The sequence below is a fragment of the Leifsonia williamsii genome (assembly GCF_030433685.1).
In the GTDB taxonomy this organism is placed as follows: Bacteria; Actinomycetota; Actinomycetes; order Actinomycetales; family Microbacteriaceae; genus Leifsonia; species Leifsonia williamsii.
In genome coordinates this window covers 2,952,172-2,973,553 of record NZ_JAROCF010000001.1, presented here as the reverse complement: position 1 = coordinate 2,973,553, position 21,382 = coordinate 2,952,172, and the positions used below count along the sequence as shown (strand labels likewise).

At 71.4% G+C, this 21,382-nt stretch carries 19 protein-coding genes; 11 read left to right on the top strand and 8 right to left on the bottom strand.

The genetic code is table 11. From position 1 onward, the window contains the following. Positions 1-41 precede the first annotated feature (41 nt). Both lpdA and P5G50_RS14010 read right to left on the bottom strand, forming a co-directional pair. Positions 42-1,415, bottom strand: coding sequence for a dihydrolipoyl dehydrogenase (gene lpdA, locus P5G50_RS14015; RefSeq protein WP_301208240.1), 1,374 nt, complete (start codon positions 1,413-1,415; stop codon positions 42-44). A gap of 107 nt (positions 1,416-1,522) precedes the next feature. Further along, complete coding sequence (locus P5G50_RS14010) at positions 1,523-3,031, bottom strand: leucyl aminopeptidase (protein ID WP_301208241.1); 1,509 nt, start codon at positions 3,029-3,031, stop codon at positions 1,523-1,525. 114 nt (positions 3,032-3,145) lie between these two features. Between P5G50_RS14010 and P5G50_RS14005 the strand changes: the two genes are divergently transcribed. The 5 genes from P5G50_RS14005 to P5G50_RS13985 all read left to right on the top strand — a co-directional run bounded on the left by P5G50_RS14005 (position 3,146) and on the right by P5G50_RS13985 (position 9,068). Continuing rightward, positions 3,146-4,075 carry a proteasome assembly chaperone family protein gene (locus P5G50_RS14005; protein WP_301208242.1) on the top strand — a complete coding sequence of 310 codons (930 nt, stop codon included), beginning with the start codon at positions 3,146-3,148 and terminating at the stop codon, positions 4,073-4,075. Positions 4,076-4,135: 60 nt separating this feature from the next. Continuing rightward, positions 4,136-5,467, top strand: coding sequence for an MFS transporter (locus P5G50_RS14000; protein ID WP_301208243.1), 1,332 nt, complete (start codon positions 4,136-4,138; stop codon positions 5,465-5,467). Positions 5,468-5,720: 253 nt separating this feature from the next. Further along, entirely contained in the window at positions 5,721-7,076 is a 1,356-nt protein-coding gene (locus P5G50_RS13995; protein ID WP_301208244.1) for an RNA polymerase sigma factor, read from the top strand. 4 nt (positions 7,077-7,080) lie between these two features. After that, positions 7,081-8,355, top strand: coding sequence for a MurT ligase domain-containing protein (locus P5G50_RS13990; protein WP_301208245.1), 1,275 nt, complete (start codon positions 7,081-7,083; stop codon positions 8,353-8,355). Beyond that, positions 8,352-9,068 carry a type 1 glutamine amidotransferase gene (locus tag P5G50_RS13985; protein ID WP_301208246.1) on the top strand — a complete coding sequence of 239 codons (717 nt, stop codon included), beginning with the start codon at positions 8,352-8,354 and terminating at the stop codon, positions 9,066-9,068. The genes P5G50_RS13990 and P5G50_RS13985 overlap by 4 nt, the downstream gene beginning before the upstream one ends. 54 nt (positions 9,069-9,122) lie before the next feature. Here the strand turns inward: P5G50_RS13985 and P5G50_RS13980 are convergent, their stop codons facing one another. From P5G50_RS13980 to P5G50_RS13970, 3 genes are read right to left on the bottom strand one after another with little or no spacing between them, the layout of a single operon-like run. Further along, entirely contained in the window at positions 9,123-10,199 is a 1,077-nt protein-coding gene (locus tag P5G50_RS13980; protein WP_301208247.1) for an alanine racemase, read from the bottom strand. After that, positions 10,196-10,915: an alanine racemase gene (locus P5G50_RS13975; protein WP_301208248.1), complete on the bottom strand. Its 720-nt coding sequence runs from the start codon at positions 10,913-10,915 to the stop codon at positions 10,196-10,198. The genes P5G50_RS13980 and P5G50_RS13975 overlap by 4 nt, the downstream gene beginning before the upstream one ends. A 45-nt stretch (positions 10,916-10,960) precedes the next feature. Continuing rightward, positions 10,961-11,197 carry a DUF7455 domain-containing protein gene (locus P5G50_RS13970; RefSeq protein WP_055896232.1) on the bottom strand — a complete coding sequence of 79 codons (237 nt, stop codon included), beginning with the start codon at positions 11,195-11,197 and terminating at the stop codon, positions 10,961-10,963. Positions 11,198-11,406: 209 nt separating this feature from the next. Between P5G50_RS13970 and P5G50_RS13965 the strand changes: the two genes are divergently transcribed. Further along, positions 11,407-13,491, top strand: coding sequence for a DNA gyrase/topoisomerase IV subunit B (locus tag P5G50_RS13965; protein ID WP_301208249.1), 2,085 nt, complete (start codon positions 11,407-11,409; stop codon positions 13,489-13,491). Positions 13,492-13,563: 72 nt separating this feature from the next. On the opposite strand, the gene P5G50_RS13960 is transcribed toward P5G50_RS13965, so the two are convergent. Then, a complete protein-coding gene (locus P5G50_RS13960) occupies positions 13,564-16,038 on the bottom strand; it encodes a DNA gyrase/topoisomerase IV subunit A (protein ID WP_301208250.1) in 2,475 nt (824 codons plus the stop codon). A 66-nt stretch (positions 16,039-16,104) separates the two neighbouring features. Between P5G50_RS13960 and P5G50_RS13955 the strand changes: the two genes are divergently transcribed. Further along, the gene (locus tag P5G50_RS13955) at positions 16,105-17,235 is read left to right on the top strand and encodes an alkaline phosphatase family protein (protein ID WP_435870890.1); all 1,131 of its coding nucleotides are present in this window, start codon (positions 16,105-16,107) and stop codon (positions 17,233-17,235) included. Positions 17,236-17,250: 15 nt separating this feature from the next. Here the strand turns inward: P5G50_RS13955 and sepH are convergent, their stop codons facing one another. Then, positions 17,251-18,414 carry a septation protein SepH gene (sepH, locus tag P5G50_RS13950; RefSeq protein WP_301208251.1) on the bottom strand — a complete coding sequence of 388 codons (1,164 nt, stop codon included), beginning with the start codon at positions 18,412-18,414 and terminating at the stop codon, positions 17,251-17,253. A 204-nt stretch (positions 18,415-18,618) separates the two neighbouring features. Here sepH and P5G50_RS13945 point away from each other — a divergent pair, with 204 nt between their 5' ends. Then, positions 18,619-18,912: a DUF4193 domain-containing protein gene (locus P5G50_RS13945; protein WP_026307201.1), complete on the top strand. Its 294-nt coding sequence runs from the start codon at positions 18,619-18,621 to the stop codon at positions 18,910-18,912. Between the two features lie 32 nt (positions 18,913-18,944). Here the strand turns inward: P5G50_RS13945 and P5G50_RS13940 are convergent, their stop codons facing one another. Beyond that, positions 18,945-19,391 carry a DUF3093 domain-containing protein gene (locus P5G50_RS13940; protein ID WP_301208252.1) on the bottom strand — a complete coding sequence of 149 codons (447 nt, stop codon included), beginning with the start codon at positions 19,389-19,391 and terminating at the stop codon, positions 18,945-18,947. 39 nt (positions 19,392-19,430) lie between these two features. On the opposite strand from P5G50_RS13940, the gene dut reads away from it, so the two are divergent. Genes dut through P5G50_RS13925 form a run of 3 tightly spaced genes read left to right on the top strand, consistent with a single transcriptional unit; the run spans position 19,431 to position 21,364 of the window. After that, on the top strand, positions 19,431-19,889 hold the full coding sequence (dut, locus tag P5G50_RS13935) for a dUTP diphosphatase (protein ID WP_301208253.1): 459 nt from the start codon (positions 19,431-19,433) through the stop codon (positions 19,887-19,889). Next, positions 19,886-20,557: a DUF3710 domain-containing protein gene (locus tag P5G50_RS13930; protein WP_301208254.1), complete on the top strand. Its 672-nt coding sequence runs from the start codon at positions 19,886-19,888 to the stop codon at positions 20,555-20,557. Before dut ends, P5G50_RS13930 begins: the two co-directional genes overlap by 4 nt. A gap of 15 nt (positions 20,558-20,572) precedes the next feature. Beyond that, positions 20,573-21,364 carry a DUF3159 domain-containing protein gene (locus tag P5G50_RS13925; RefSeq protein ID WP_301208255.1) on the top strand — a complete coding sequence of 264 codons (792 nt, stop codon included), beginning with the start codon at positions 20,573-20,575 and terminating at the stop codon, positions 21,362-21,364. Positions 21,365-21,382: the final 18 nt, after the last annotated feature.

Genomic DNA, 21,382 nt, shown 5'->3' with positions numbered 1-21,382 from the left:
ATCATTCAGTGGTTGTCGGGCCGCGCGTGCGGCCGGCGGACTTAGAGGGTGTGCAGCGGCTTTCCTGCGAGGTACAGGAACGCCTCGCCCATCGACTCGTTCTGCGTCGGGTGCGCGTGGATGAGCGGGGCGATGTCCTCGGGGTACGCCTCCCAGTTCACCGCGAGCTGGGCCTCGCCGATCAGCTCGCCGACGCGGGCGCCGATCATGTGGACGCCGACCACGGGGCCGTCGTTGACGCGCACGACCTTGACGGAGCCGTTGGTGCCGATGATCTCGCTGCGGGCGTTGCCCGCGAGGCTGTAGTCGTAGCTCGTCACCTTGTCGGCGCCGTACTGCTCGACGGCCTTGGCCTCGGTGAGGCCGATCGACGCGACCTCGGGGTCGCAGTAGGTGACCTTGGGGATGTTGACATCCGGGATGACGATCGGGTTCAGGCCCGCGATCTCCTCGGCGACGAAGATGCCCTGCTGGAAGCCGCGGTGGGCGAGCTGCAGGCCGGGGACGATGTCGCCGACCGCGTAGACGCCGGGGACGCTGGTCTGCAGGCGCTCGTCGGTGATGACGAAGCCGCGGTCCATGGTGACCCCGACCTCCTCGTAGCCCATGCCCTGGGTGAGCGGGCCGCGGCCGACGGCGACGAGCAGCAGCTCGGCCTCGACGGTGTCGCCGTTCTCGAGCGTGATGACCACGCCGTTGTCGTCCTGGGTGACCCCGGAGAACCGGACGCCGAGGCGGTAGTCGATGCCGCGGCGGCGGAACTGGCGCTCCAGCTGCTTGCTGATGGCCTCGTCCTCGTTGGGGACCAGGTGCGGGAGGGCCTCGATGATGGTGACCTCGGCGCCGAACGACTTCCAGACGCTGGCGAACTCGACGCCGATGACGCCGCCGCCGAGCACCGCGACCTTGCGCGGCACGAAGTCGAGCTCGAGAGCGTGCTCGCTGGTGATGACGCGGCCGCCGATCTCGAGGCCGGGGAGGCTGCGGGAGTAGGAGCCGGTGGCGAGGATGACGTTCTTGCCGACGATCGTGTCCTCGCCGACCTGCACGGTGGTGGGGGAGACCAGGCGGCCCTCGCCCTCGATCGTGGTGATGCCGCGGGCCTTCACGAGGCCCTGCAGGCCCTTGTACTTCTTGGCGACGATGCCGCGGCGGTACTCGGACACGCCGTTGATGTCGACGCCCTGCAGCTCGGTGACGATGCCGAACTTCGACGACTCGCGCGAGTAGTCGGCCACCTCGGCCGCGTGCAGCAGCGCCTTGGTGGGGACACATCCGCGGTGGAGGCACGTGCCGCCGACCTTGTCCTTCTCGATCAGGCCGACGGTGAAGCCGAGCTCGGCTGCACGCAGCGCTGCCGCGTAGCCTCCGCTTCCACCACCGAGCACGACAATGTCAAAGTTCTGCTCAGACACCCAGCTACTCCCTCGCGCATCCCAGGATTCGTGACACGATCCCGCCGCGAGGGGTGCCTCGCGGCAGGCGTTGCTAACGGCGAGATTTTCTCGCCCATACGACCCTACTACTTCCGCGAAATGTCCTCGGCCAACCGCAGGAGCGCCCGTACGCTGACGGCGGACGGGCCCTTGCCGGTGAAGCCGTAGGGAGCAGCGGGGCCCTTCGCGGGGCCGGCGATGTCGAGGTGCGCCCACGGGATGCGCGGCGCGTCGTCCGCGTCGCCGGCGCGGCCGACGAACTCCTGCAGGAAGACGCCGGCCAGCAGCATCCCGCCCGCGGTGTTGCCCGGGTTGGCGTTGGCGATGTCGGCGACGTCGGAGTTGATGTTCGCACGCAGCTCGCCCGGCAGCGGCATGGGCCAGAGCAGCTCGCCGCTCGCCTTCGCCGCCGCGACGACGTCGGCGACGAGGTCGTCAGAGCCCATCACCGGCACGTAGCGGGTGCCGAGCGCGACCATGGCGGCGCCCGTCAGCGTCGCGACGTCGACGATCGCGTCGGGCTGCTCCTCGCTCGCGGCGACGAGGCCGTCGGCGAGCACGAGGCGACCTTCGGCGTCCGTGTTCAGCACCTCCACGGTGCGCCCGCCGCGCATGCGCAGCACGTCGTTGGGCCGGATCGCCGACCCGGACGGCATGTTCTCCGCCAGGCACAGCCATGCCGTGACGCGCACGGGGAGCGCGAGCCGCGCCGCGGCCAGCGTGACGGCGAGCACGGTCGCGGCCCCGGTCATGTCGTACTTCATGCCGACCATGCCCGACGGCGGCTTGAGGGAGAGGCCGCCCGAGTCGAACGTGATGCCCTTGCCCACCAGCGCGAGGTGGCGCGTTGCCCCGCTGGGGGCGTACTCCACCTTCACGAGGCGCGGCGGACGGGTGGAGCCCTGGCCGACGCCGAGGATGCCGCCGAAGCCGTCGGCCGCGAGGCGCTCCTCGTCCCAGACCGTCAGGGTGACAGGGAGGTCGCCGGCAGCCTCCTGCGCCCGCTCGGCGAACGACTGCGGGTAGAGGTCGATCGCCGGCGTGTTGACGAGGTCCTTGACGAGTGCCGCGGCCTCGGCGACGGCGCTCGCGCGGGCGACGAGCGCGTCGGCGTCCTCTGCGGCTCCCAGCACGTCGATCGATGCGACGGGCGCCTTGACCCCGGGGAGGCTCTTCTCGCGGTACTCCGTGAAGGCGTAGGAGCCGAGCGCCGCGCCCTCGAGCACGGCGCCGAGCGCGGTGCCGCCCTCTGCGGGCAGGTCGAGAGCCACAGCGCCGACACCGGCGAGCTGCCGCACCGCGCTGCCCGCCGCGTAGCGGAGGGCGTCGTCGTCGAGCTCCTCCGGCAGGCCGATGACCGCCAGGGCGGGGCCGTCCGCCGCCCCGGGCAGCCGCACCAGCTCGTCGCGACCGCCGCCGAAGCCGACGGCGCGCAGCTGCGCGGCCACGGCCTCCGCATCGACGGAGGGGGAGGACGATCCGCCCGCCTGCCCGCTCAGCACTGTGACGGCGTCGCGCTGCACGCGCGCGCCGAGCACGAGGACCTCGGCGGAGGGGGAGGGGGCGGACGAGAGCGAGAGCGCGGGAGTCGTCATGCTCCGACCATAACCGCTGACCCGCCGCGGCCCCGTCCTGGCTGTTCGCTGTGGGCGTGCCGGGACCCGCCGCGTTCTGACGCCCTCGCCGCCCGGTCGTCTTAGAGTTGGAACATGCGAGACCCCGGCGAACTGTTCGAGCTCAATCCGGCCGTCACGGTACCGGCCGGGCTCCCGCTCGTCGCGGGGCTGACCGGGTTCGCGGACGCGGGCGCCGGCGTCACGCAGCTCGGCACCTATCTTCTCGGCACGCTCGACAGCGAGGTCGTCGCGACGTTCGACGCCGACATCCTGCTCGACTACCGGGCGCGTCGCCCGCTCGTCTACTTCGACCGCGACCACCTGGCCGACTACACCCCGCTCACGCTGAAGCTGTACCTCGCCTACGACGAGCTGCGTCAGCCGTTCCTCTTCCTCAGCGGGTTCGAGCCCGACTTCCGCTGGGAGGCGTTCAGCGAGGCCGTGCTGGGGCTGATCGACCGGTTCCGGGTCGGCACCGTGACGTGGGTGCACTCGATCCCGATGCCCGTCCCGCACACCAGGCCCATCGGCGTCACGGTCAGCGGCAACCGCTCCGACCTGATCGAGACCATGTCGATCTGGAAGCCGCAGACCCAGGTCCCGTCGAACGCCCTGCACCTGCTGGAGTACCGCCTCCAGCGGCTGGAGCACCCCACGGCCGGCTTCGTCCTCCTGATCCCGCACTACCTCGCCGACACCGAGTACCCCGCAGCGGCCATCGCCGGGCTCGACGCGATCAGCGCGGCCACCGGGCTCATCTTCCCGACCGACCGGCTCCGCCAGGAGGACCGCGACTTCGTGGCCAACATCGACGAGCAGGTCGCCGGCAACGCCGAGCTGGGCCGCCTCGTCGGCACGCTGGAGGAGCGGCACGACTCCTACATGGAGGACACGCAGCTGCGCTCCCCGCTCACGGACCGCGACGGCGAGCTGCCGACCGCCGACGAGATCGCGGCCGAGCTCGAGAACTTCCTCGCCTTCCGCCGCCACGGCGACGAGGAGAACGGCCGCGGCGACCGCTAGCCGAGCGCCTGCGCCCGCGACCCGTCCGGCCCCCGTCGCGGGCGGGTCTACGCTCGAAGAGTGAATTCGCGTCGTTCCTGGGTCATCTTCGGGATCGGCGTCTTCGCCTACCTGGTGGCGGTCACCCAGCGCACGACCATCGGCGTCGCGGGCGTCGCTGCGACCGAGCGCTTCCACAGCTCCGCCTCCGTGCTGTCCACGCTCGCAGTCGTGCAGCTCATGGTCTACGCGGCGATGCAGATCCCGGTCGGCGTGCTGATCGACCGCATCGGCTCGCGCGTGCTCATGGCGGTCGGCACCGCGCTCATGGTGATCGGCCAGGTGACCGTCGCGTTCGCGCCGACCATCGGCATCGCGATCGTCGGCCGCATCCTCGTCGGCGTCGGCGACGCCACCGTCTTCACGTCGCTCATGCGGCTGGTGAACTCGTGGTTCCGCGGGAGGATCGTGCCCCAGCTCTCGCAGTGGATCGGCAACATCGGCCAGCTCGGGCAGGTGCTCTCGTCGATCCCGTTCGCGCTGCTGCTGCACCAGGCCGGCTGGACGGTCGCCTTCCTGAGCGCCGCCTCCCTGTCGGTCGTCGCGCTGGTCGGCATCCTCGCCGCCATCGCCGACCGTCCCGTCGGCTCGACCGAGGGCCCGCGCCCGGCGACGTGGGCCGACTCCATGCGCCAGCTGCGCATCAGCCTCGCCCGCCCCGGCACGCAGCTCGGGTTCTGGTCGCACTTCGTGACCCAGTCCTCCGGCACCGTGTACAGCCTCATGTGGGGCCTGCCGTTCATGGTGTACGCCATCGGCATCGACCCGGCGGAGGCGTCGGGGCTGCTGATCGTGTCGGTGCTCGCCGGCCTCGTCTCCGGCCCGATCCTGGGCCTGCTGACCGCGCGGTTCCCACTGCGCCGCAGCAACCTCGTGCTCGGCATCGTCGGCATGATGGCGGTCGTCTGGACGGTGGTGCTGCTGTGGCCGGGCACGCCGCCGGACTGGCTGATCATCGTGCTGCTCGTCGCGATCGGCGTCGGCGGCCCCGGGTCGCTCATCGGCTTCGACTTCGCCCGCACCTTCAACCCGCTGCACAGCCTCGGCTCCGCCAACGGCATCGTGAACGTGGGAGGCTTCCTCGCGAGCTTCGTCATGATGTTCCTGATCGGGGTGGTGCTCGACCTGGAGGACACCACCGGTGCCGGGCCCGGCTCGCTCTACGCCTTCGATCACTTCCGCTGGGCCTTCGCCGTGCAGTACGTGATCATCGGCGCGGGCGTCGGCTTCCTGCTGCACGCCCGGCGCCGCACGCGCCGCCGGCTCAAGCAGGACGAGGGAATAGATGTGGCCCCGCTCTGGGTTGCACTGGTAGACGCATGGCGGAGGCGAGGCGATCGCACGGCGCAATAGGGGGTGCCGGAGGAGGTCGTCTGATCCGCGATCACGAGCGTCCTGCCGAGTCCCCGGCCATGGTCGGGGATCCCTGGGGGATGTGCGATAATTGGAGTCTGGACCCGTTCATATCCTGAGGGTCGGAGCATTCGATGGTGCCCGACGCTGTACCGCAGGACTTGACTCGGGTCTTAGTAATGTCCGCACGCAACCTCAGCCAGGCCAGGACGCCCGGGGATCCGGCCCACCGCCTGGTATGAAAGGTGTTCACATGGCAACCCGTGCAGCAACCAAGGCCCGCGAGGCCGCCGCGGTCGACGAGACCGTGACGGACGACGCGGCCACGACGCCTGCCGCCACGAAGACGGCGACGAAGGCGACGGCCGCCAAGACCGCGAAGGCGACGAAGCCGGCCGCGAAGAAGGCCGCCAAGGGCTCGACCAAGGGCAAGGGCCGTGCGGCGGACGAGGACGACGACGAGATCGACGACGACGCCGAGGTCGAGATCGACGAGGAGGAGACGGCCGAGGGCGACGACGAGTCCGAGGCGACCGACGCCGAGGCCTCCGACGACGACGCCGAGACGACCGAGGCCGAGGGCGCCGCTCCTGCGGCCGCCGCTCCCGCAGCCGAGGAGCAGCTCCCTCAGGACGCCCTCGTGCTCCGCGCGGTCGACGAGGAGGACGACATCCCCGTCTACTCCACGACGATCACCGGCGCCACGGCCGACCCGGTCAAGGACTACCTCAAGCAGATCGGCAAGGTCCCGCTGCTGAACGCGGCGGAGGAGGTCGAGCTCGCGATGCGGATCGAGGCCGGCCTGTTCGCCGAGGACAAGCTCGCCAACACGCCCAACCTCACCAAGGAGCTCGAGCGCGAGCTGAAGTGGGTCGCCCGCGACGGCCAGCGCGCCAAGAGCCACCTGCTCGGCGCCAACCTGCGCCTCGTGGTGTCGCTCGCGAAGCGCTACACCGGCCGCGGCATGCAGTTCCTGGACCTGATCCAGGAGGGCAACCTCGGTCTCATCCGCGCGGTCGAGAAGTTCGACTACACCAAGGGCTTCAAGTTCTCCACGTACGCCACCTGGTGGATCCGCCAGGCGATCACGCGCGCGATGGCGGACCAGGCGCGCACCATCCGCATCCCGGTGCACATGGTCGAGGTCATCAACAAGCTCGCCCGCGTGCAGCGCCAGATGCTGCAGGACCTGGGCCGCGAGCCCACCCCCGAGGAGCTGTCGAAGGAACTCGACATGACCCCGGAGAAGGTCATCGAGGTGCAGAAGTACGGTCGTGAGCCGATCTCGCTGCACACCCCGCTCGGTGAGGACGGCGACAGCGAGTTCGGCGACCTGATCGAGGACACCGAGGCGGTCGTCCCGGCCGACGCGGTGGGCTTCACCATGCTGCAGAAGCAGCTGGAGAGCCTGCTCGACTCGCTGTCCGAGCGCGAGGCGGGCGTGATCCGCATGCGCTTCGGCCTCGGCGACGGCATGCCCAAGACCCTCGACCAGATCGGCGACACCTTCGGCGTGACGCGTGAGCGCATCCGCCAGATCGAGTCGAAGACGATGGCGAAGCTGCGCCACCCGTCCCGCTCGCAGTCGCTCCGCGACTACCTCGAGTAAACCGGTGCGCTACCGACTGGCGGTCCTCGCCGGCCGCCTCGCCCGCGCGCTCCTGCGCCTGCGGGGAGGCGGCTCGGCGGTCCCGGGCCGGGTCGCGCTCGCGATCGCACCGAGGTTCCTGGAGCGTGCGGTCAGCCGGCTGCCGCTCGGCGTCGTCTTCGTCTCCGGCTCGAACGGCAAGTCGACGACGACGAACATGCTCACCGCGATCCTGCGCGAGCACGGCCTCAACGTCTTCACGAACCCCTCCGGTGGCAACCTGCCGCAGGGGATCGCCTCCGCCCTCCTCGCCGACGTGCCGCTCGACGGCTTCGTGCGCGGTGACGTGGGCGTCATCGAGGTCGACGAGGCCTACGGCGTCGACCTCGCGACGGTGCTGAAGCCGCGCGGCTCCCTGCTCCTCAACGTCCAGATCGACCAGCTCAACCGGTTCTTCGAGCCGACGCGCGTGATCGGGATGCTGCGCACGATCGCCGACCGCTCGTCCGAGTTCGTCGTCGTGAACGCCGACGACGACAGCCTGGCGGGGGTGGGAGCCGAGCTCGCCGCCGCCGGAGGCGACGTGACGACCTTCGCGGTCGCCCCGTCGCTGATCGAGGCGTCGCCCAACGGCCTCGCCAACGTGCAGGACCTGTCGGGACGCGTGACGGCGACCCTCCCGGTCCCCGGCGTGTTCGTCAGCAAGCTCGAGTCTCAGAGCGCCGAGCTGACCATCGGCGGGGAGCAGGTGCGCATCGGCCTGCCCGCGCGCGGCCTGCACTACGCGGTCGACGCCGCCGGCGCGACCGCGATGGCCAGGCGCCTCCTCGGCGAGGCATTCCGTCCGACGGCCGTGGTCGCCGCGATGGCCTCGCTGCGCACGGTGTACGGCCGTGGCGAGACCCTGCGGGTCGGCGACGAGGACATCGAGATCATCATGATGAAGAACCCGCCGAGCCTGCAGCTCAACCTCGACTACCTGAGCGAGCCGCCGGAGCAGGTGTTCGTCTCGGTCGACGAGGGCACGCCCGACCCGTCCTGGGTGTACGACATCGACCTCTCGAAGCTGACCCACGTCGACGTCGTCTCCGGCACGAAGGCATGGCAGTTCGCGACCCGGTTCGCCTACGCGGGCATCGAGGTCGACCAGGTGGTGCCCGAGCTGAAGCCGGCGCTGAACGCGTTCCTCGCGCTGCCGAAGCCGGCCCGCGGCACCAAGACCATGATCGTCAACTACGAGCAGATGATGCTGATCCGCAAGCAGCTCGGGTTCCTCGACCTGGAGGGCGGCGAGCGATGAGCGTGCTCCGCATCCTGCACCTGTACTCGCGTGAGCTGGGCATCAACGGCGACGCGGGCAACGTGACCGCCCTCGCCGAGCGCGCCCGCTGGCGCGGCATCGACGCCGAGGTCGTGCACCACGCTCCCGGCGCCGAGCTGCCGGCAGGCGTGGACATCGTGCACATCGGCTCCGGCCCGCTCTCAGCCCAGCGGGCCGTCCACCAGGACGTGCTCGCGATCGCGCCCCGGCTGCGCGAGTGGCGCGACGCCGGCGTGCCGATCCTCGCGATCGCAGGAGGCTGGCAGCTGCTCGGCCGCGAGCTGGTCACGCCCGAGGGCGAGACGCTGGCGGGGGCGGAGGTGTTCCCGACGCGTGCGACGCTCTCGGCGAAGCGCCATGTCGGAGAGATCGTCGTGCGGCTCACCGACGGCACCACGCTGGCCGGCTTCGAGAACCACTCGGCGACGACCGAGCTGGAGGGCGCGGAGGCGCTGGGCCGCGTGGTCAGCGGCACCGGCAACGGCGGTGGCCAGGAGGGCGTGGTCGTCGGCTCGGCCATCGGCACGCACCTGCACGGCCCCGTGCTCCCGATGAACCCGGTCCTCGCCGACCGCATCCTCGGCACCGCGCTGCGCGGCGAGGTCGCACCGGTCGCGCAGACCGAGCGCGTCGACCGCTACGCGACCAACGCGCGGCGCGCGATCGCGGAGCGCCTGGGCGTCTCGCTGTAGAGCGTCTCGCTGGAGGGCGTCTCGCTGGAGGGCGTCGGACCGCGTGCCGGAGCGTCAGCCGACGTAGACGCGCGGCACCCGCGCCGTGACGCCGGTCACCATCTCGTCGGCGATCGTCTCGGCCCAGTCGGCGTACTGCTCGGCCGTGACCTCGCCGGAGGCGCCCGAGCCGAACAGGATGGCCGTGTCGCCCACGCTCACGCGCTGGTTGCCGACATCGACCAGCATCGCGTCCGCCTCCACCGCGATCACCGGGCAGCGGCGACCGTTCAGCTGAACCGCGGACTTGGCGATCCCGAGGGTCGGGACGCCGTCGCCGTAGCCGATCGCCAGCCGCGCGTGCGTAGTGCCGCCGACGTGGACCTCCACGACCGGAGCCTCCAGCCGCATCACCGGGATCAGGCCCAGCTCGGTGCCGGTGGTGTCGTCGAAGGGGGAGTAGCCGTAGGCGGCGATGCCGAACCGGACGAGGTCGAAGCGCGCCTCCGGCATCCGGATGCCGGCCGAGCTCGCCGCGAGGTGCAGGATCTCGAACCGGGCGCCGCGCGCCTCCGCCTCGGCGACGGCGTCACGGAACTCGGCGAGGGCGGCCTCGTCGTCCGCGATGGAGGCGTCGGCGAGGTGCGACCAGGCGGCGCGGAGGCGGACGACGCCGCGCTCCTGCAGGGCGAGCGCCGCATCCACGAGACGGGGCCACTCCTCGCGGGTGGCACCGTTGCGGCTGAGGCCGGTGTCGACCTTGAGGTGCACGACGGCCGGGCGGTCCGCTCCGGCGGCGGCGATCGCCTCCAGTTGCCAGACCGCGGAGATGCCGAGCTCGATGTCGTGCTCGATCGCGGCCCGCCATTCGGTGTCCTGGCCGTGCAGCCAGGCGAGGATGGGGACGCGGATGCCCGCGCGGCGCAGCACGAGCCCCGCCGGGACCTCGAGCACCGCGAGCGAGGTCGCTCCCGCCTCCAGGCCGGCCTCGGCGATCGGCAGCAGGCCGTGGCCGTAGGCGTCGGCCTTGACGGCGAGCATCGTCTCGGCGGGAGCGGCGATCGCGGCGAGGTGCGCCACGTTGCGACGCAACGCGGCGAGGTCGATCACGGCGCGGGGGAGCGGCTCGGCGACGGCGTCGACGATCGTCATGCGGTGTGCACCCTCTCGATCCGCCGGCCCAGCCGGCTCGTGATGACGGGAGCGGCGACGCCGAGGGCGTCCGCCCAGTCGAGCACGGTCGGCTCGCCGCGCGCGGGGTCGCCGAAGAGAACGACCGGGTCGCCGGGCGCCGCCTCGCCGTCGCCGATGTCGATGACGAACTGGTCCATCGCGATGCGGCCGGTCACGCGGCCGCGCGTGGCCCCGACCTGAACGGGCGCCTTGTTGGAGGCGACGCGGAGGATGCCGTCGGCGTAGCCGAGACCGACCAGCACGAGCGTGGTCGGGTGCGAGGTGCGGTACGTGTACCCGTACGAGACGCCGCGATGCGCGGGAACGCGCTTGACCGCGACCACCTCTGCTTCGAGCCGCATGACCGGCGGCGTCTCGCGAGCGGGGTCGAGGCCGAAAAGCTCCGGGCCGAGCACGGTGCGGCCGGCCGGGAGCGAGCCCCCGGCTGCGACCCGTGCGGGCACGGGGATGCCGTCGTCCGCGAGTGCGGCGGCATCCTCCACCCGGGAGACGAGAAAACCGCCGGCCCCCGCGTCGGTCAGCGCACGTGCCACGGGGATGAGCCCGTGGCCGTACGCGTCGGCGCGGAGGTCGGCGGTGCAGTCGGGAAGCGGTGCGCCGAGGCGCTTGGCGGTGGAGCGGATGGCGGCGAGGTCGACGAAGGCGCGCCTGCGCACGCCCGGTGCCGGTGGCATCGTCCTGTCAGCTCCGTCTCGGCCGGCGGATCGGTCGCGGCCGCGTTACGCGCGCTGCTCTTCGAAGAGACGAGCCGTCTCGTCGTGCCAGCTGTGAGCGATCTGGGACAGCTTCTCCTGGTGCTTCTTGCCGTGGTGGGCGCAGAACAGGAGCTCGCCGTTGTTCACGACGACGCGGATGTAGGCCTGGGCCCCGCAGCTGTCGCAACGGTCGGCCGCCGTCAGTTGCGGCCCCGATGCGAGCTCGTCCACGGCACCGTTCTCTGTGGTGATCGTCGACATGTGATGCTCCTTCCAGTCGCAACCAGTGAATCGGTACGTCTATAGAACCACGGATGCCGGGCAACAAGGCGCGTATTAGCTGTCATTTCGCTCAACGCGGAAGACGCGCGGCCCCGCCCGCGGGTCGTGCGGGAGCATACAGCCGGACTGCTTACGCTGGAGGAAGCATGTCGTCCGCACCGCGCGGACCAGGAACACAAGGAGCGCTCGTGGCGAGCTCAGACTATTCGGCCAGGCACCTCTCGGTGCTGGAGGGGCTGGAGGCGGTGCGCAAGCGCCCGGGCATGTACATCGGCTCGACCGACTCCCGCGGCCTCATGCACTGCCTCTGGGAGATCATCGACAACTCGGTCGACGAGGCGCTCGCCGGTCATGGCGAGGCCATCGACGTGGTGTTGCACGCCGACGACAGCGTGGAGGTCATCGACCGCGCCCGCGGCATCCCCGTCGACGTCGAGCCCAAGACCGGGCTGACCGGTGTGGAGGTCGTGTTCACCAAGCTGCACGCGGGCGGCAAGTTCGGCAGCGGCTCCTACGCCGCGTCGGGCGGGCTGCACGGTGTGGGCGCCTCGGTCGTCAACGCGCTCTCCGAGCGGCTCGACGTGGAGGTCGACCGCGACGGCAAGACGTACGCCATGTCGTTCCACCGCGGCGAGCCGGGCACCTTCGACGACGGCGGCGGCGCGCCGGGACCGGACAACGCCTTCTCGCCGTTCGTCAGCGGCAGCGAGCTGCGCGTCGTCGGCAAGGTCAAGAAGGGCGTCACCGGCACCCGCATCCGCTACTGGGCCGACCGCCAGATCTTCACCAAGGGCGCCGAGTTCTCGGTCGACGACCTGGTTGGCCGCGCGCGCCAGACCGCCTTCCTCGTGCCGGGCCTCGCCATCACCATCGAGGACAAGCGCACTCCGGAGGGCGAGTCGACGACCTTCCAGTACCAGGGCGGCATCTCGGAGTTCGTCGACTTCCTGGCGCCCGACAGCCCGATCACCGACACGTGGCGGCTCACCGGAGAGGGCCACTTCACCGAGACCGTCCCCGTGCTGTCCGACAGCGGCGCGATGGTGCCGACCGAGCTGCGCCGCGACTGCCAGGTCGACATCGCGCTGCGCTGGGGCACCGGCTACGAGACGGTCATGCGCAGCTTCGTCAACATCATCGCCACGCCCAAGGGCGGCAGCCACCAGGCCGGCTTCGACCAGGGGCTGCTGAAGTTCCTCCGCCAGCAGGTCGAGCTGAATGCACGGCGATTGAAGGCCGGCAACGACAAGCTGGAGAAGGACGACGCGATGGCAGGCCTCACCGCCGTGCTGACCGTCCGCCTCCCGGAGCCGCAGTTCGAGGGGCAGACCAAGGAGATCCTCGGCACGCCCGCTGTGCGCGCGATCGTGGCGCAGGTGGTGCAGAAGGCCCTCGCGGAGCGGTTCTCGTCGACGAAGCGCGACGACAAGGCGCAGTCGGCGCTCGTCCTCGACAAGGTCGTGGCCGAGATGAAGTCGCGCATCTCCGCCCGCGCCCACAAGGAGACGCAGCGCCGCAAGAACGCGCTCGAGACCTCCTCCCTCCCCGCGAAGCTGGTCGACTGCCGCTCGAACGACGTGGCCAACAGCGAGCTGTTCATCGTGGAGGGCGACTCGGCCCTCGGCACCGCCCGCCGGGCGCGGGACAGCGAGTACCAGGCCCTGCTGCCCATCCGCGGCAAGATCCTCAACGTGCAGAAGGCGTCGGTGTCGGACATGCTGTCCAACGCCGAGTGCGCCGCGATCATCCAGGTGATCGGCGCGGGCTCCGGCCGCAGCTTCGACCTGTCGGCGGCGCGCTACGGCAAGGTCATCATCATGAGCGACGCGGACGTCGACGGCGCCCACATCCGCACGCTGCTGCTCACGCTGTTCTTCCGGTACATGCGGCCGATGATCGAGGAGGGCCGTGTCTTCGCAGCGGTCCCGCCCCTCCACCGGGTGGTCGCGATCAACCCCGGCTCGAAGCCGAACGAGACGATCTACACGTACTCGGAGGCGGAGCTGCAGGCGGTCCTCGCCGACCTCAAGAAGCGCGGCAAGCGCTACCAGGAGCCGATCCAGCGCTACAAGGGCCTCGGCGAGATGGACGCGGATCAGCTGGCGACGACGACGATGGACCGTGCCCACCGCACCCTGCGCCGCGTGCGGGTGCCCGACGCGGAGTCGGCCTCGCGCGTGTTCGAGCTGCTCATGGGCAACGAGGTCGCGCCCCGCAAGGAGTTCATCATCGCGGGGGCCGACGACCTGAGCCGGTCGCGCATCGACGCCTGATCATCCGTTTGACGCAACACGCCGCCTGACCGATCGGTCAGGCGGCGTGTTGCGTCACACGGTTCGGGGAGTTCAGGAGATGCGGCGGCCGATCGAGCCGACCACCATGTCGAGCGGGGTGCCGGAGGCGTCGCGGCGGGCGCCGCCCTCGGGGAGCGTCCGCGCGACCCCGTCCGGGGCGACCGCGTGCGCGGGGGCCGGGCCGGCCCAGGCGAGGACCAGCTCGCTCTCGCCCTTGAGGAAGCGCTGGGCGCGGACGCCGCCCGTTGCGCGGCCCTTGGCCGGGAACTCGGCGAAGTCGCTCACCTTGCCGCTGCCGGGGTCGGCTCCGGGGAGCGTCGCGTCGCTCGCCGCGATCGTCACGACCACGGCCTCCTCCTTGTGGCCGGCCGGCACCGCGCCGAAGTAGATGGCGCGGGCGTCGGCTCCGAGGTTGATGCCGGCCATGCCACCGGCGGCGCGGCCCTGCGGACGCACCGAGGCGGCGGGGAAGCGGAGGAGCTGCGCGTCGCTCGTGACGAACACCAGCTCGTCCGTATCGTCGCCCTGCAGCGCGCCGACCACTTCGTCGCCGGCCTTGAGCGCGATGATCTCGAACTCGGGCTTGTTGGCCCAGTCGCCGGGGACGACGCGTTTCACGACGCCCTGGCGGGTGCCGAGCGCGATACTGCGCTGCGCCTCCAGCGACACGATGGCGAGGATGCGCTCCTTCTTGTCGGGGAGCGCCAGGTAGTCGCCGATCTTCACGCCCGCGCCGAGCTGGATGGAGTTGACCGGCGCCGCGGGCAGGTCGACGGGAGAGAAGCGCAGCAGCCGGCCCTTGTTCGTGACGGCGCCGATCTCGGCCCGGCTCGACGTGTCGAGCTGCGACAGGATCGCGTCGTGCTTGCTGCGGCGGGCCGGTGGCTGGATGCGGTCGAGGCCCGCGTCCTCCCCGGCTCCGGTGTCGACGCGGAGGATGCGGCCCGTCGTCGACAGGTACACGCGGCACGGGACGTCGGCGACCTCCAGCTGCACCTGCGCCTTGCCGCGCCCGGCGGTCGCGATCGACGGCTTCGCCTCGGTGAGGAGGGTGCGGCGGGGCGTGCCGAAGCGCACGGCCACCTGCTCCAGCTCGTCGGAGACCAGCTGGTTGATGCGCTGGCGGCTGGCGAGGATCTCCTCCAGCTCGGCGATCTCGGCCTTCAGCTGGTCGCGCTCCGTCTCGAGCTCGATGCGCGAGAACTTCGTGAGCCGGCGCAGCCGCAGCTCGAGGATGTAGTCGGCCTGCAGGGTGCTCAGGTCGAACACCTGCATGAGGCGCGTGCGGGCCGCATCGGTGTCGTCGGAGCTGCGGATGACCTGGATGACCTCGTCGATGTCGAGGATCGCGATGAGCAGACCCTCCACCAGGTGCAGCCGCTCCTTGCGCCGCGCCAGCCGGAACTGCGAGCGCCGGGTGACGACGCTGACGCGGTGGTCGAGGTAGACGCTGAGCAGCTCGCGCAGGCCGAGCGTCTGCGGGCCGCCCTCGACGAGGGCGACGTTGTTGATCGCGAAACCCTCCTCGAGCGGCGTGTGCCGGTAGAGCTGCTCCAGCACGGCCTCCGGGCTGAACCCCGTCTTGATGCCGATCACGAGGCGGAGGCCGTTCTGCCGGTCGGAGAGGTCGGTGACGTCGGAGATGCCGTTGAGCTTCTTGCCGTTGACGCCGTCCTTGATCTTCTCGATGACCTTCTCGGGGCCGACGCCGTAGGGCAGCTCGGTGACCACGAGACCGCTCTTGCGCGCGGTGATCGACTCGACCGACACCTTGGCCCGCATGCGGAAGCTGCCGCGGCCCGTCGCGTACGCGTCGCGCACGCCCGCGAGGCCGGCGATGGTGCCGCCGCTCGGGAGGTCGGGGCCCGGCACGTAGGCCATGAGGTCGTCGAGTGTGGCGTCGGGGTTGTCGAGCAGGTGGCGGGCGGCGCCCACGACCTCCACCAGGTTGTGCGGCGCCATGTTGGTCGCCATGCCGACCGCGATGCCGCTCGCGCCGTTGACCAGCAGGTTGGGGAAGGCGGCGGGCAGCACATCCGGCTGCATCAGCTGGTTGTCGTAGTTCGGGACGAAGTCGACGACGTCCTCGTCGAGGTCCTCGGTGAGCGCGAGCGCGGCGGCGGCGAGGCGCGCCTCCGTGTACCGCGCGGCGGCGGGCCCGTCGTCGAGCGAGCCGAAGTTGCCGTGCCCGTCGACGAGCGGGACGCGGAGGGTGAAGTCCTGCGCCATGCGCACGAGCGCGTCGTAGATGGCGCTGTCGCCGTGCGGGTGCAGCTTTCCCATCACTTCGCCGGTGACGCGCGCGGACTTGACGTGCCCGCGGTCGGGCCGCAGCCCCATCTCGCTCATCATGTAGAGGATGCGGCGCTGGACGGGCTTGAGGCCGTCGCGCGCGTCGGGCAGGGCCCGGGAGTAGATGACCGAGTAGGCGTACTCGAGGAAGGAGCCCTGCATCTCGGTCGTGACGTCGACGTCTTCGATGCGCTCGGTGGTGCCCGCGGGGGCCTGGTCGTCTGCTGGTGTCATTCGCGTGTTCTCGGGAGGGACGGTTGATCGATCCGGGACGGGGCGTGCTGTGACAGACTGGGCCGGATGTCCCCCATGCTACCGGCCGCGTTCACGACCAGAGCGAGCCTCGCCACGGTTCTGCCGAGTTCGCTGGCCGCGCTGCGGGGCGAGGGGAACGCGCTGGACCTGCCGCCGCTGGAGCACGTGGTCGTGATCGTGGTGGACGGGCTCGGCGCGGCCGCGCTGCGGGCGCGTGCCGGGCACGCGCGCACGATGGCGCCGCTGCTCGGCAAGGCGACGACGATCGACGCCGGCTTCCCGACGACGACGGCCGCGGCGCTCACGACGCTGACGACCGGTACGACGCCGGGGGAGCATGGGATGGTCGGCTACCGCGTCCGCGACGCCGCCGGCCGCCTCACCAACCAGTTGAACGGTTGGGACGACCGGATGGACCCCGCCACCTGGCAGCGCTCGCGCACGGTCTTCCAGACCGCCGCCGCAGAGGGCGTGACGACGCGCGCGATCGGCCTCGCGAAGTACGCCGACTCCGGTTTCACGGCCGCGGTGCTGCGCGGCGCCGAGTTCCTCGGCGGGCGGACGATGGCGGACCGCTTCGCCATCGGCGCGGAGGTGGCCGCCACCTCCGGCCCTGGCCTCACCTATCTCTATGTCGCCGAGCTCGACCAGCTCGCCCACGCCCGCGGCTGGGAGTCGCCGGAGTGGACCACCGCGCTGGAGACGCTCGACGCCCTGGTCGCCGGATTCGCGCGCGGCCTCGGCCCCGGCCGGGCGGCGTTGCTGACCGCGGACCACGGCGTGGTCGACGTCCCCGAGTCGGGCCACGTGCTCTTCGACACCGCGCCGGAGCTGCTGGAGGGTGTGGCCGACATCGCGGGCGAGCCGCGCCTCCTGCACCTCTATACCCGCGAGGGAGCGGCGGAGGCCGTGGCCGCGCGGTGGCAGGAGGCCGAGGGGGAGCGCGCCTGGGTCGCCACGCGTGAACAGGCCGTCGCGGCGGGATGGTTCGGCCAGGGGGTCGCTCCCGAGGTCGCCCCGCGGATCGGCGACGTGCTCGTCGCCGCCCGCAAGCGGATCGCGTACTACGACTCCCGCGATCCGCAGCGCACCGGTCGCAACATGGTCGGTCAGCACGGCTCGCTCACGCCGGAGGAGACGCGGGTCCCGCTGCTGCGGTTCGGTGCTGCCGCCTGACGGCGTCGGGCGCGGCTAGGCCAGGTCGTCGTCGGTGCGCGCACCGAACACGATCTCGTCCCAGCTCGGCATCGCGGCGCGGCCCTTCTTGCGGCTGCTCGGCGCGGGGCCGGTGTTCGACGAGCCCGACGGCGCGTCGTCGGCAGGACCGGCAGGCGTGGAGGCGGCGGGCGTGGAGGCGGCGGGCGTGCGCGTGGGCGCCTGCGCCGGCGTCTCCTCGATGAAGGTGATCGACTCCTCCACCAGCCGGAACGGCAGCGGCGTCAGCGGCTCGGTGCGCTGCTCGGGCACGGACGGCGCGGGCGGCTCGGCCGGCTGGTCGTCGTAGCTCGCGGCCTCGCGCTCGCCCCGGCGTCGGCGCAGCGCCTCCAGCAGGTCGGCGGTGTGCTGCGTGCCGCGCGGGGTGTCGTCGTCGGCCCGGTTGATGGCGGAGACGGCGATCGCGTTGTTGGCGCTCGCGCGGCCGTGCAGCGGCTCGAGCGGCTGGGTGATCTCGGGGCCGAGGAGGTCGGCGGGAGGCTCGGGGAACGTGAACGCGCCGCTGTCGAAGCGTGACGTGTCCGGCTCGCCCTCGTGCGGCAGCACGGCGCGCAGCCGGGGGATGAGGGCGCCGCCGCGGAGCTCGCCCGCCTGCGAGAGCGTGGTCGCCTCCGAGTTGATCGGCGCGAGCGCGTGCTTGCGCGCGTCGTACGACCAGCGCGCGTCGTGGTCGATCGCGTCGGCGGTGAACTCCAGCTTGACGATCCAGCCGGTCTCGCTGTCCTTCCAGCTCGCCCAGCGCTCCCCGGCGACGCCGAGGGAGGCGAGGCGGTCCCGGATGACCGAGCCGAACGTGTCCGGCTCGCCCAGCGGGTCGACCTCGACCGCGGTGTGCACAGGGACGCTGAGGGCGCTCGCGACGATGTGCTCGCGCTCGGCGATGATCGGTCCCTCGAAGCGCTGGACGTATTCCAGCGGCGCACCCGTGACGGCGGAGACGTCCTCAGCGGACATGCCGGCGCGGATGTGCGCCTGCACCTCCCGCGGCGACAGCTTGGGCGCCTCGGCGGAGGCCTGCTGCCTCACCTGACGGATGCGCGACTGCAGCGTCTCATCGACGGCGATGCGGAATCGCTCACCGTCGTCGCCGACGGCGACGATCGCGCCGTTCTCGACCCCGATGACCTTCAAATCCTGCATGTGCATGCCTTCCGAGCTCGTACGTACCGGGCCAGGATGCCACGAGAACGGGGGGAGTCCGGGGAATAGCCCGGGCGTGCCGGAAGTCGAACGGTGAGCCTGCACTGAGAGCCCGCTGAACGGTTTTGCTATTCGCAGGCGATTGATGCAAACTATGGCCGCCGATTGCGAGAATCGGCCGTTACGTACGAGAAGTGGATGGGCATGGCAACGGATTACGACGCACCGCGGAAGACCGAGGACGACTCCGAGTCGATCGAGGCCCTCAAGGAGCGGGTTCCGGACAAGATGTCCGGTGTCGTGGACGTCGAGGACGCGGACAACCCGGGTGGCTACGAGCTCCCCGGCGCCGACCTGTCGGACCTCGACCTCGACGTCGTCGTGCTGCCTCCCCAGGCTGACGAGTTCACCTGCGTGAACTGCTTCCTGGTGAAGCACCGGTCGCAGATCGACCACGAGACGAAGCTCGGACCGATCTGCGTGGAGTGCGCCGCCTGAGCCGACGCACCGCACCGACGATGTCGCTCCTCTTAAAGGGAGGGGCGCGCCTCACCGAGAACCCGGACCAGCTGGTCCGGGTTTCTTGTTGAGAGGAGCCAGTACGGCGTCGGGTCGTCGGGGTCGGTGACCGGCACCTTGACGACCGGCTTGATCCAGCCGCGGATGAGCAGCCAGGCCCGCGCGTCGAGACGCTGCCCGCGCTGCAGGGTCGCCGCGTCGCCGGTGTAGGCGGCCGGGTCGCCGATCAGGCCGAGCGGGATGCGCGCGCTGCCGGCGACCAGCTCCTCCTCGGTCACCCGGATCGTGGGGGCGGAGACGAGCAGCGCCACCACGATGGCCGCATAGAAGAGGAGCGCCAGGACCACGCCGACCGTGAAGTTGATCGGTGCGAAGACGAGCATGACGGCCGGGATGACGAGCAGGGAGGCGATGAAGAGCCAGGGGGTCGCCCAGAGCCGTTCGCGGTAGAGGTCCATGCTCCCTATTCGACCAGACTTCTGCACTACCCTCGACACGTGACCGATACCGTCGACGTCCCGATCATCGCCGAGCGGGTCCCCGCCTACGCCCACCCGGGCGACGCCGGGGCCGATCTGTGCGCGGCGGAGGCCGTGACGCTCGGCCCGGGGGAGCGGCACACGGTGCCCACCGGCGTCTCGATCGCCCTGCCGGAGGGATACGCCGCGTTCGTCGTGCCGCGCAGCGGGCTCGCCATGCGGCACGGCATCACCATCGTCAACGCTCCCGGCACGGTCGACGCCGGCTACCGCGGCGAGATCCGGGTGACCGTCCTCAACACGGACAGGTCGATGCCGTACGATATCGCCGTCGGCGACCGGATCGCCCAGCTGATCGTCATGCCGGTCACGCGCGCCCGGTTCATCCCCGTCGACAGCCTCCCGGACAGCCACCGCGGCACAGCGGGCTTCGGCTCGTCCGGCTACACCGTCACCCAGTCAGGAGACCACGCGTGAGCGACAGCACCGAGAACCCGGCCGAGCTCGAGCAGCAGGAGCAGGACGGCGACCTCGAGCAGACCGCTCCCGACGAGAAGTCGGCTCCCGAGGACCGCGAGACCGAGGGGCCGCTCGACGAGAGCGAGGCCAACCCGGTCCGCCCCTACGTCGACCTGGGCGGAGTGAAGATCCTCCCACGCGAGGGCCTCCACCTGCGGCTGGAGGTCGAGGAGGAGACCCAGCGCGTCGTCGCGGTCGGCCTCGACTACGCGGGCTCCACGCTGCAGGTCCAGCCCTTCGCCGCTCCCCGCTCCACGGGCCTCTGGCACGAGATCCGCGGCCAGATCGCGGAGCAGGTGCAGCGGCAGGGCGGTCGCATCACCGAGCGCGACGGGGTGTTCGGCCCCGAGCTGATCGCCGAGATCCCGGTCGCCGCGCCGCAGGGCGCACCCGGCGAGACGCGTGTCGCCCGCTTCATCGGCGTCGACGGCCCGCGCTGGTTCCTCCGCGGCGTCATCGCCGGTGACGGCGCCGTGAAGCCGGAGGCCGCGGCCCTCGTCGAAGACCTCTTCCGCAGCATCGTCGTCGTGCGCGGCTCGGTGCCGATGCCTCCGCGCGACCTCATCCCGCTGCGCATGCCCGCCGCTCCGGTCGCGGGCGGCAACGACTCGTACACCTCTCTCTAAGGCCGGAAGCACCGCATGACCGACCACGACCGCCCCGAGCAGGGAGCCCACGAGGGCGACGCCGTCGCCGCGGGCATCGGCGAGAACCTCGCCCGCGCCGCGCGCAAGTCCGGCCTCGGCCAACTGACCGACTCCGACGCGCCCACCGGCGCCGCGCTGCTCGGCGCGCTCGGCGGCGTGCGCGGACTGCTCGAGACGATCCTGCCCGGGCTCGTCTTCCTGATCCTGTTCACGTTCACCCAGAACGTCCCGCTGTCGATCGGCTGCTCGGTCGCCGTCGCGATCGTCTTCACGGTCGTGCGGGTGATCGGCCGGACGCCGGTGACGCAGGCGATCGCCGGGCTGATCGGCGTCGGCGCCTCCGCGATCCTCGCCCTGATCACGGGCCGCGGCGAGGACAACTTCGTGCTCGGGATCTGGACCAACGTCGCGTACGGGGCGGCCCTCCTGATCTCCATCCTCGTGCGCTGGCCGCTGATCGGCCTGGCCGCGGGGTACCTGATGGGCGATGGGCTGGCCTGGCGGTCGGTGCGCTCGAAGTTCCGCGTCATGCAGGCGCTCACCTTCCTCTGGTTCCTGCTCTTCGCCGCCCGGCTGCTCGTCCAGGTGCCGCTCTATCTCGCGCACACGCCCGAGGCGACCAGCGCGCTCGGCCTCGCCAAGCTCCTGATGGGCGTGCCGCTCTATGCGCCGCTGCTGCTGATCACGTACTTCGTGGTGCGCGGGCAGTTCCCGCAGACACCGGCCGCGGGCCAGGGGCCGGCCGGCCAGAAGCCCGCTCAGGGTGAGAAACCCGCTCAGGGCTAGCGGCACGGGGCCGGGGGA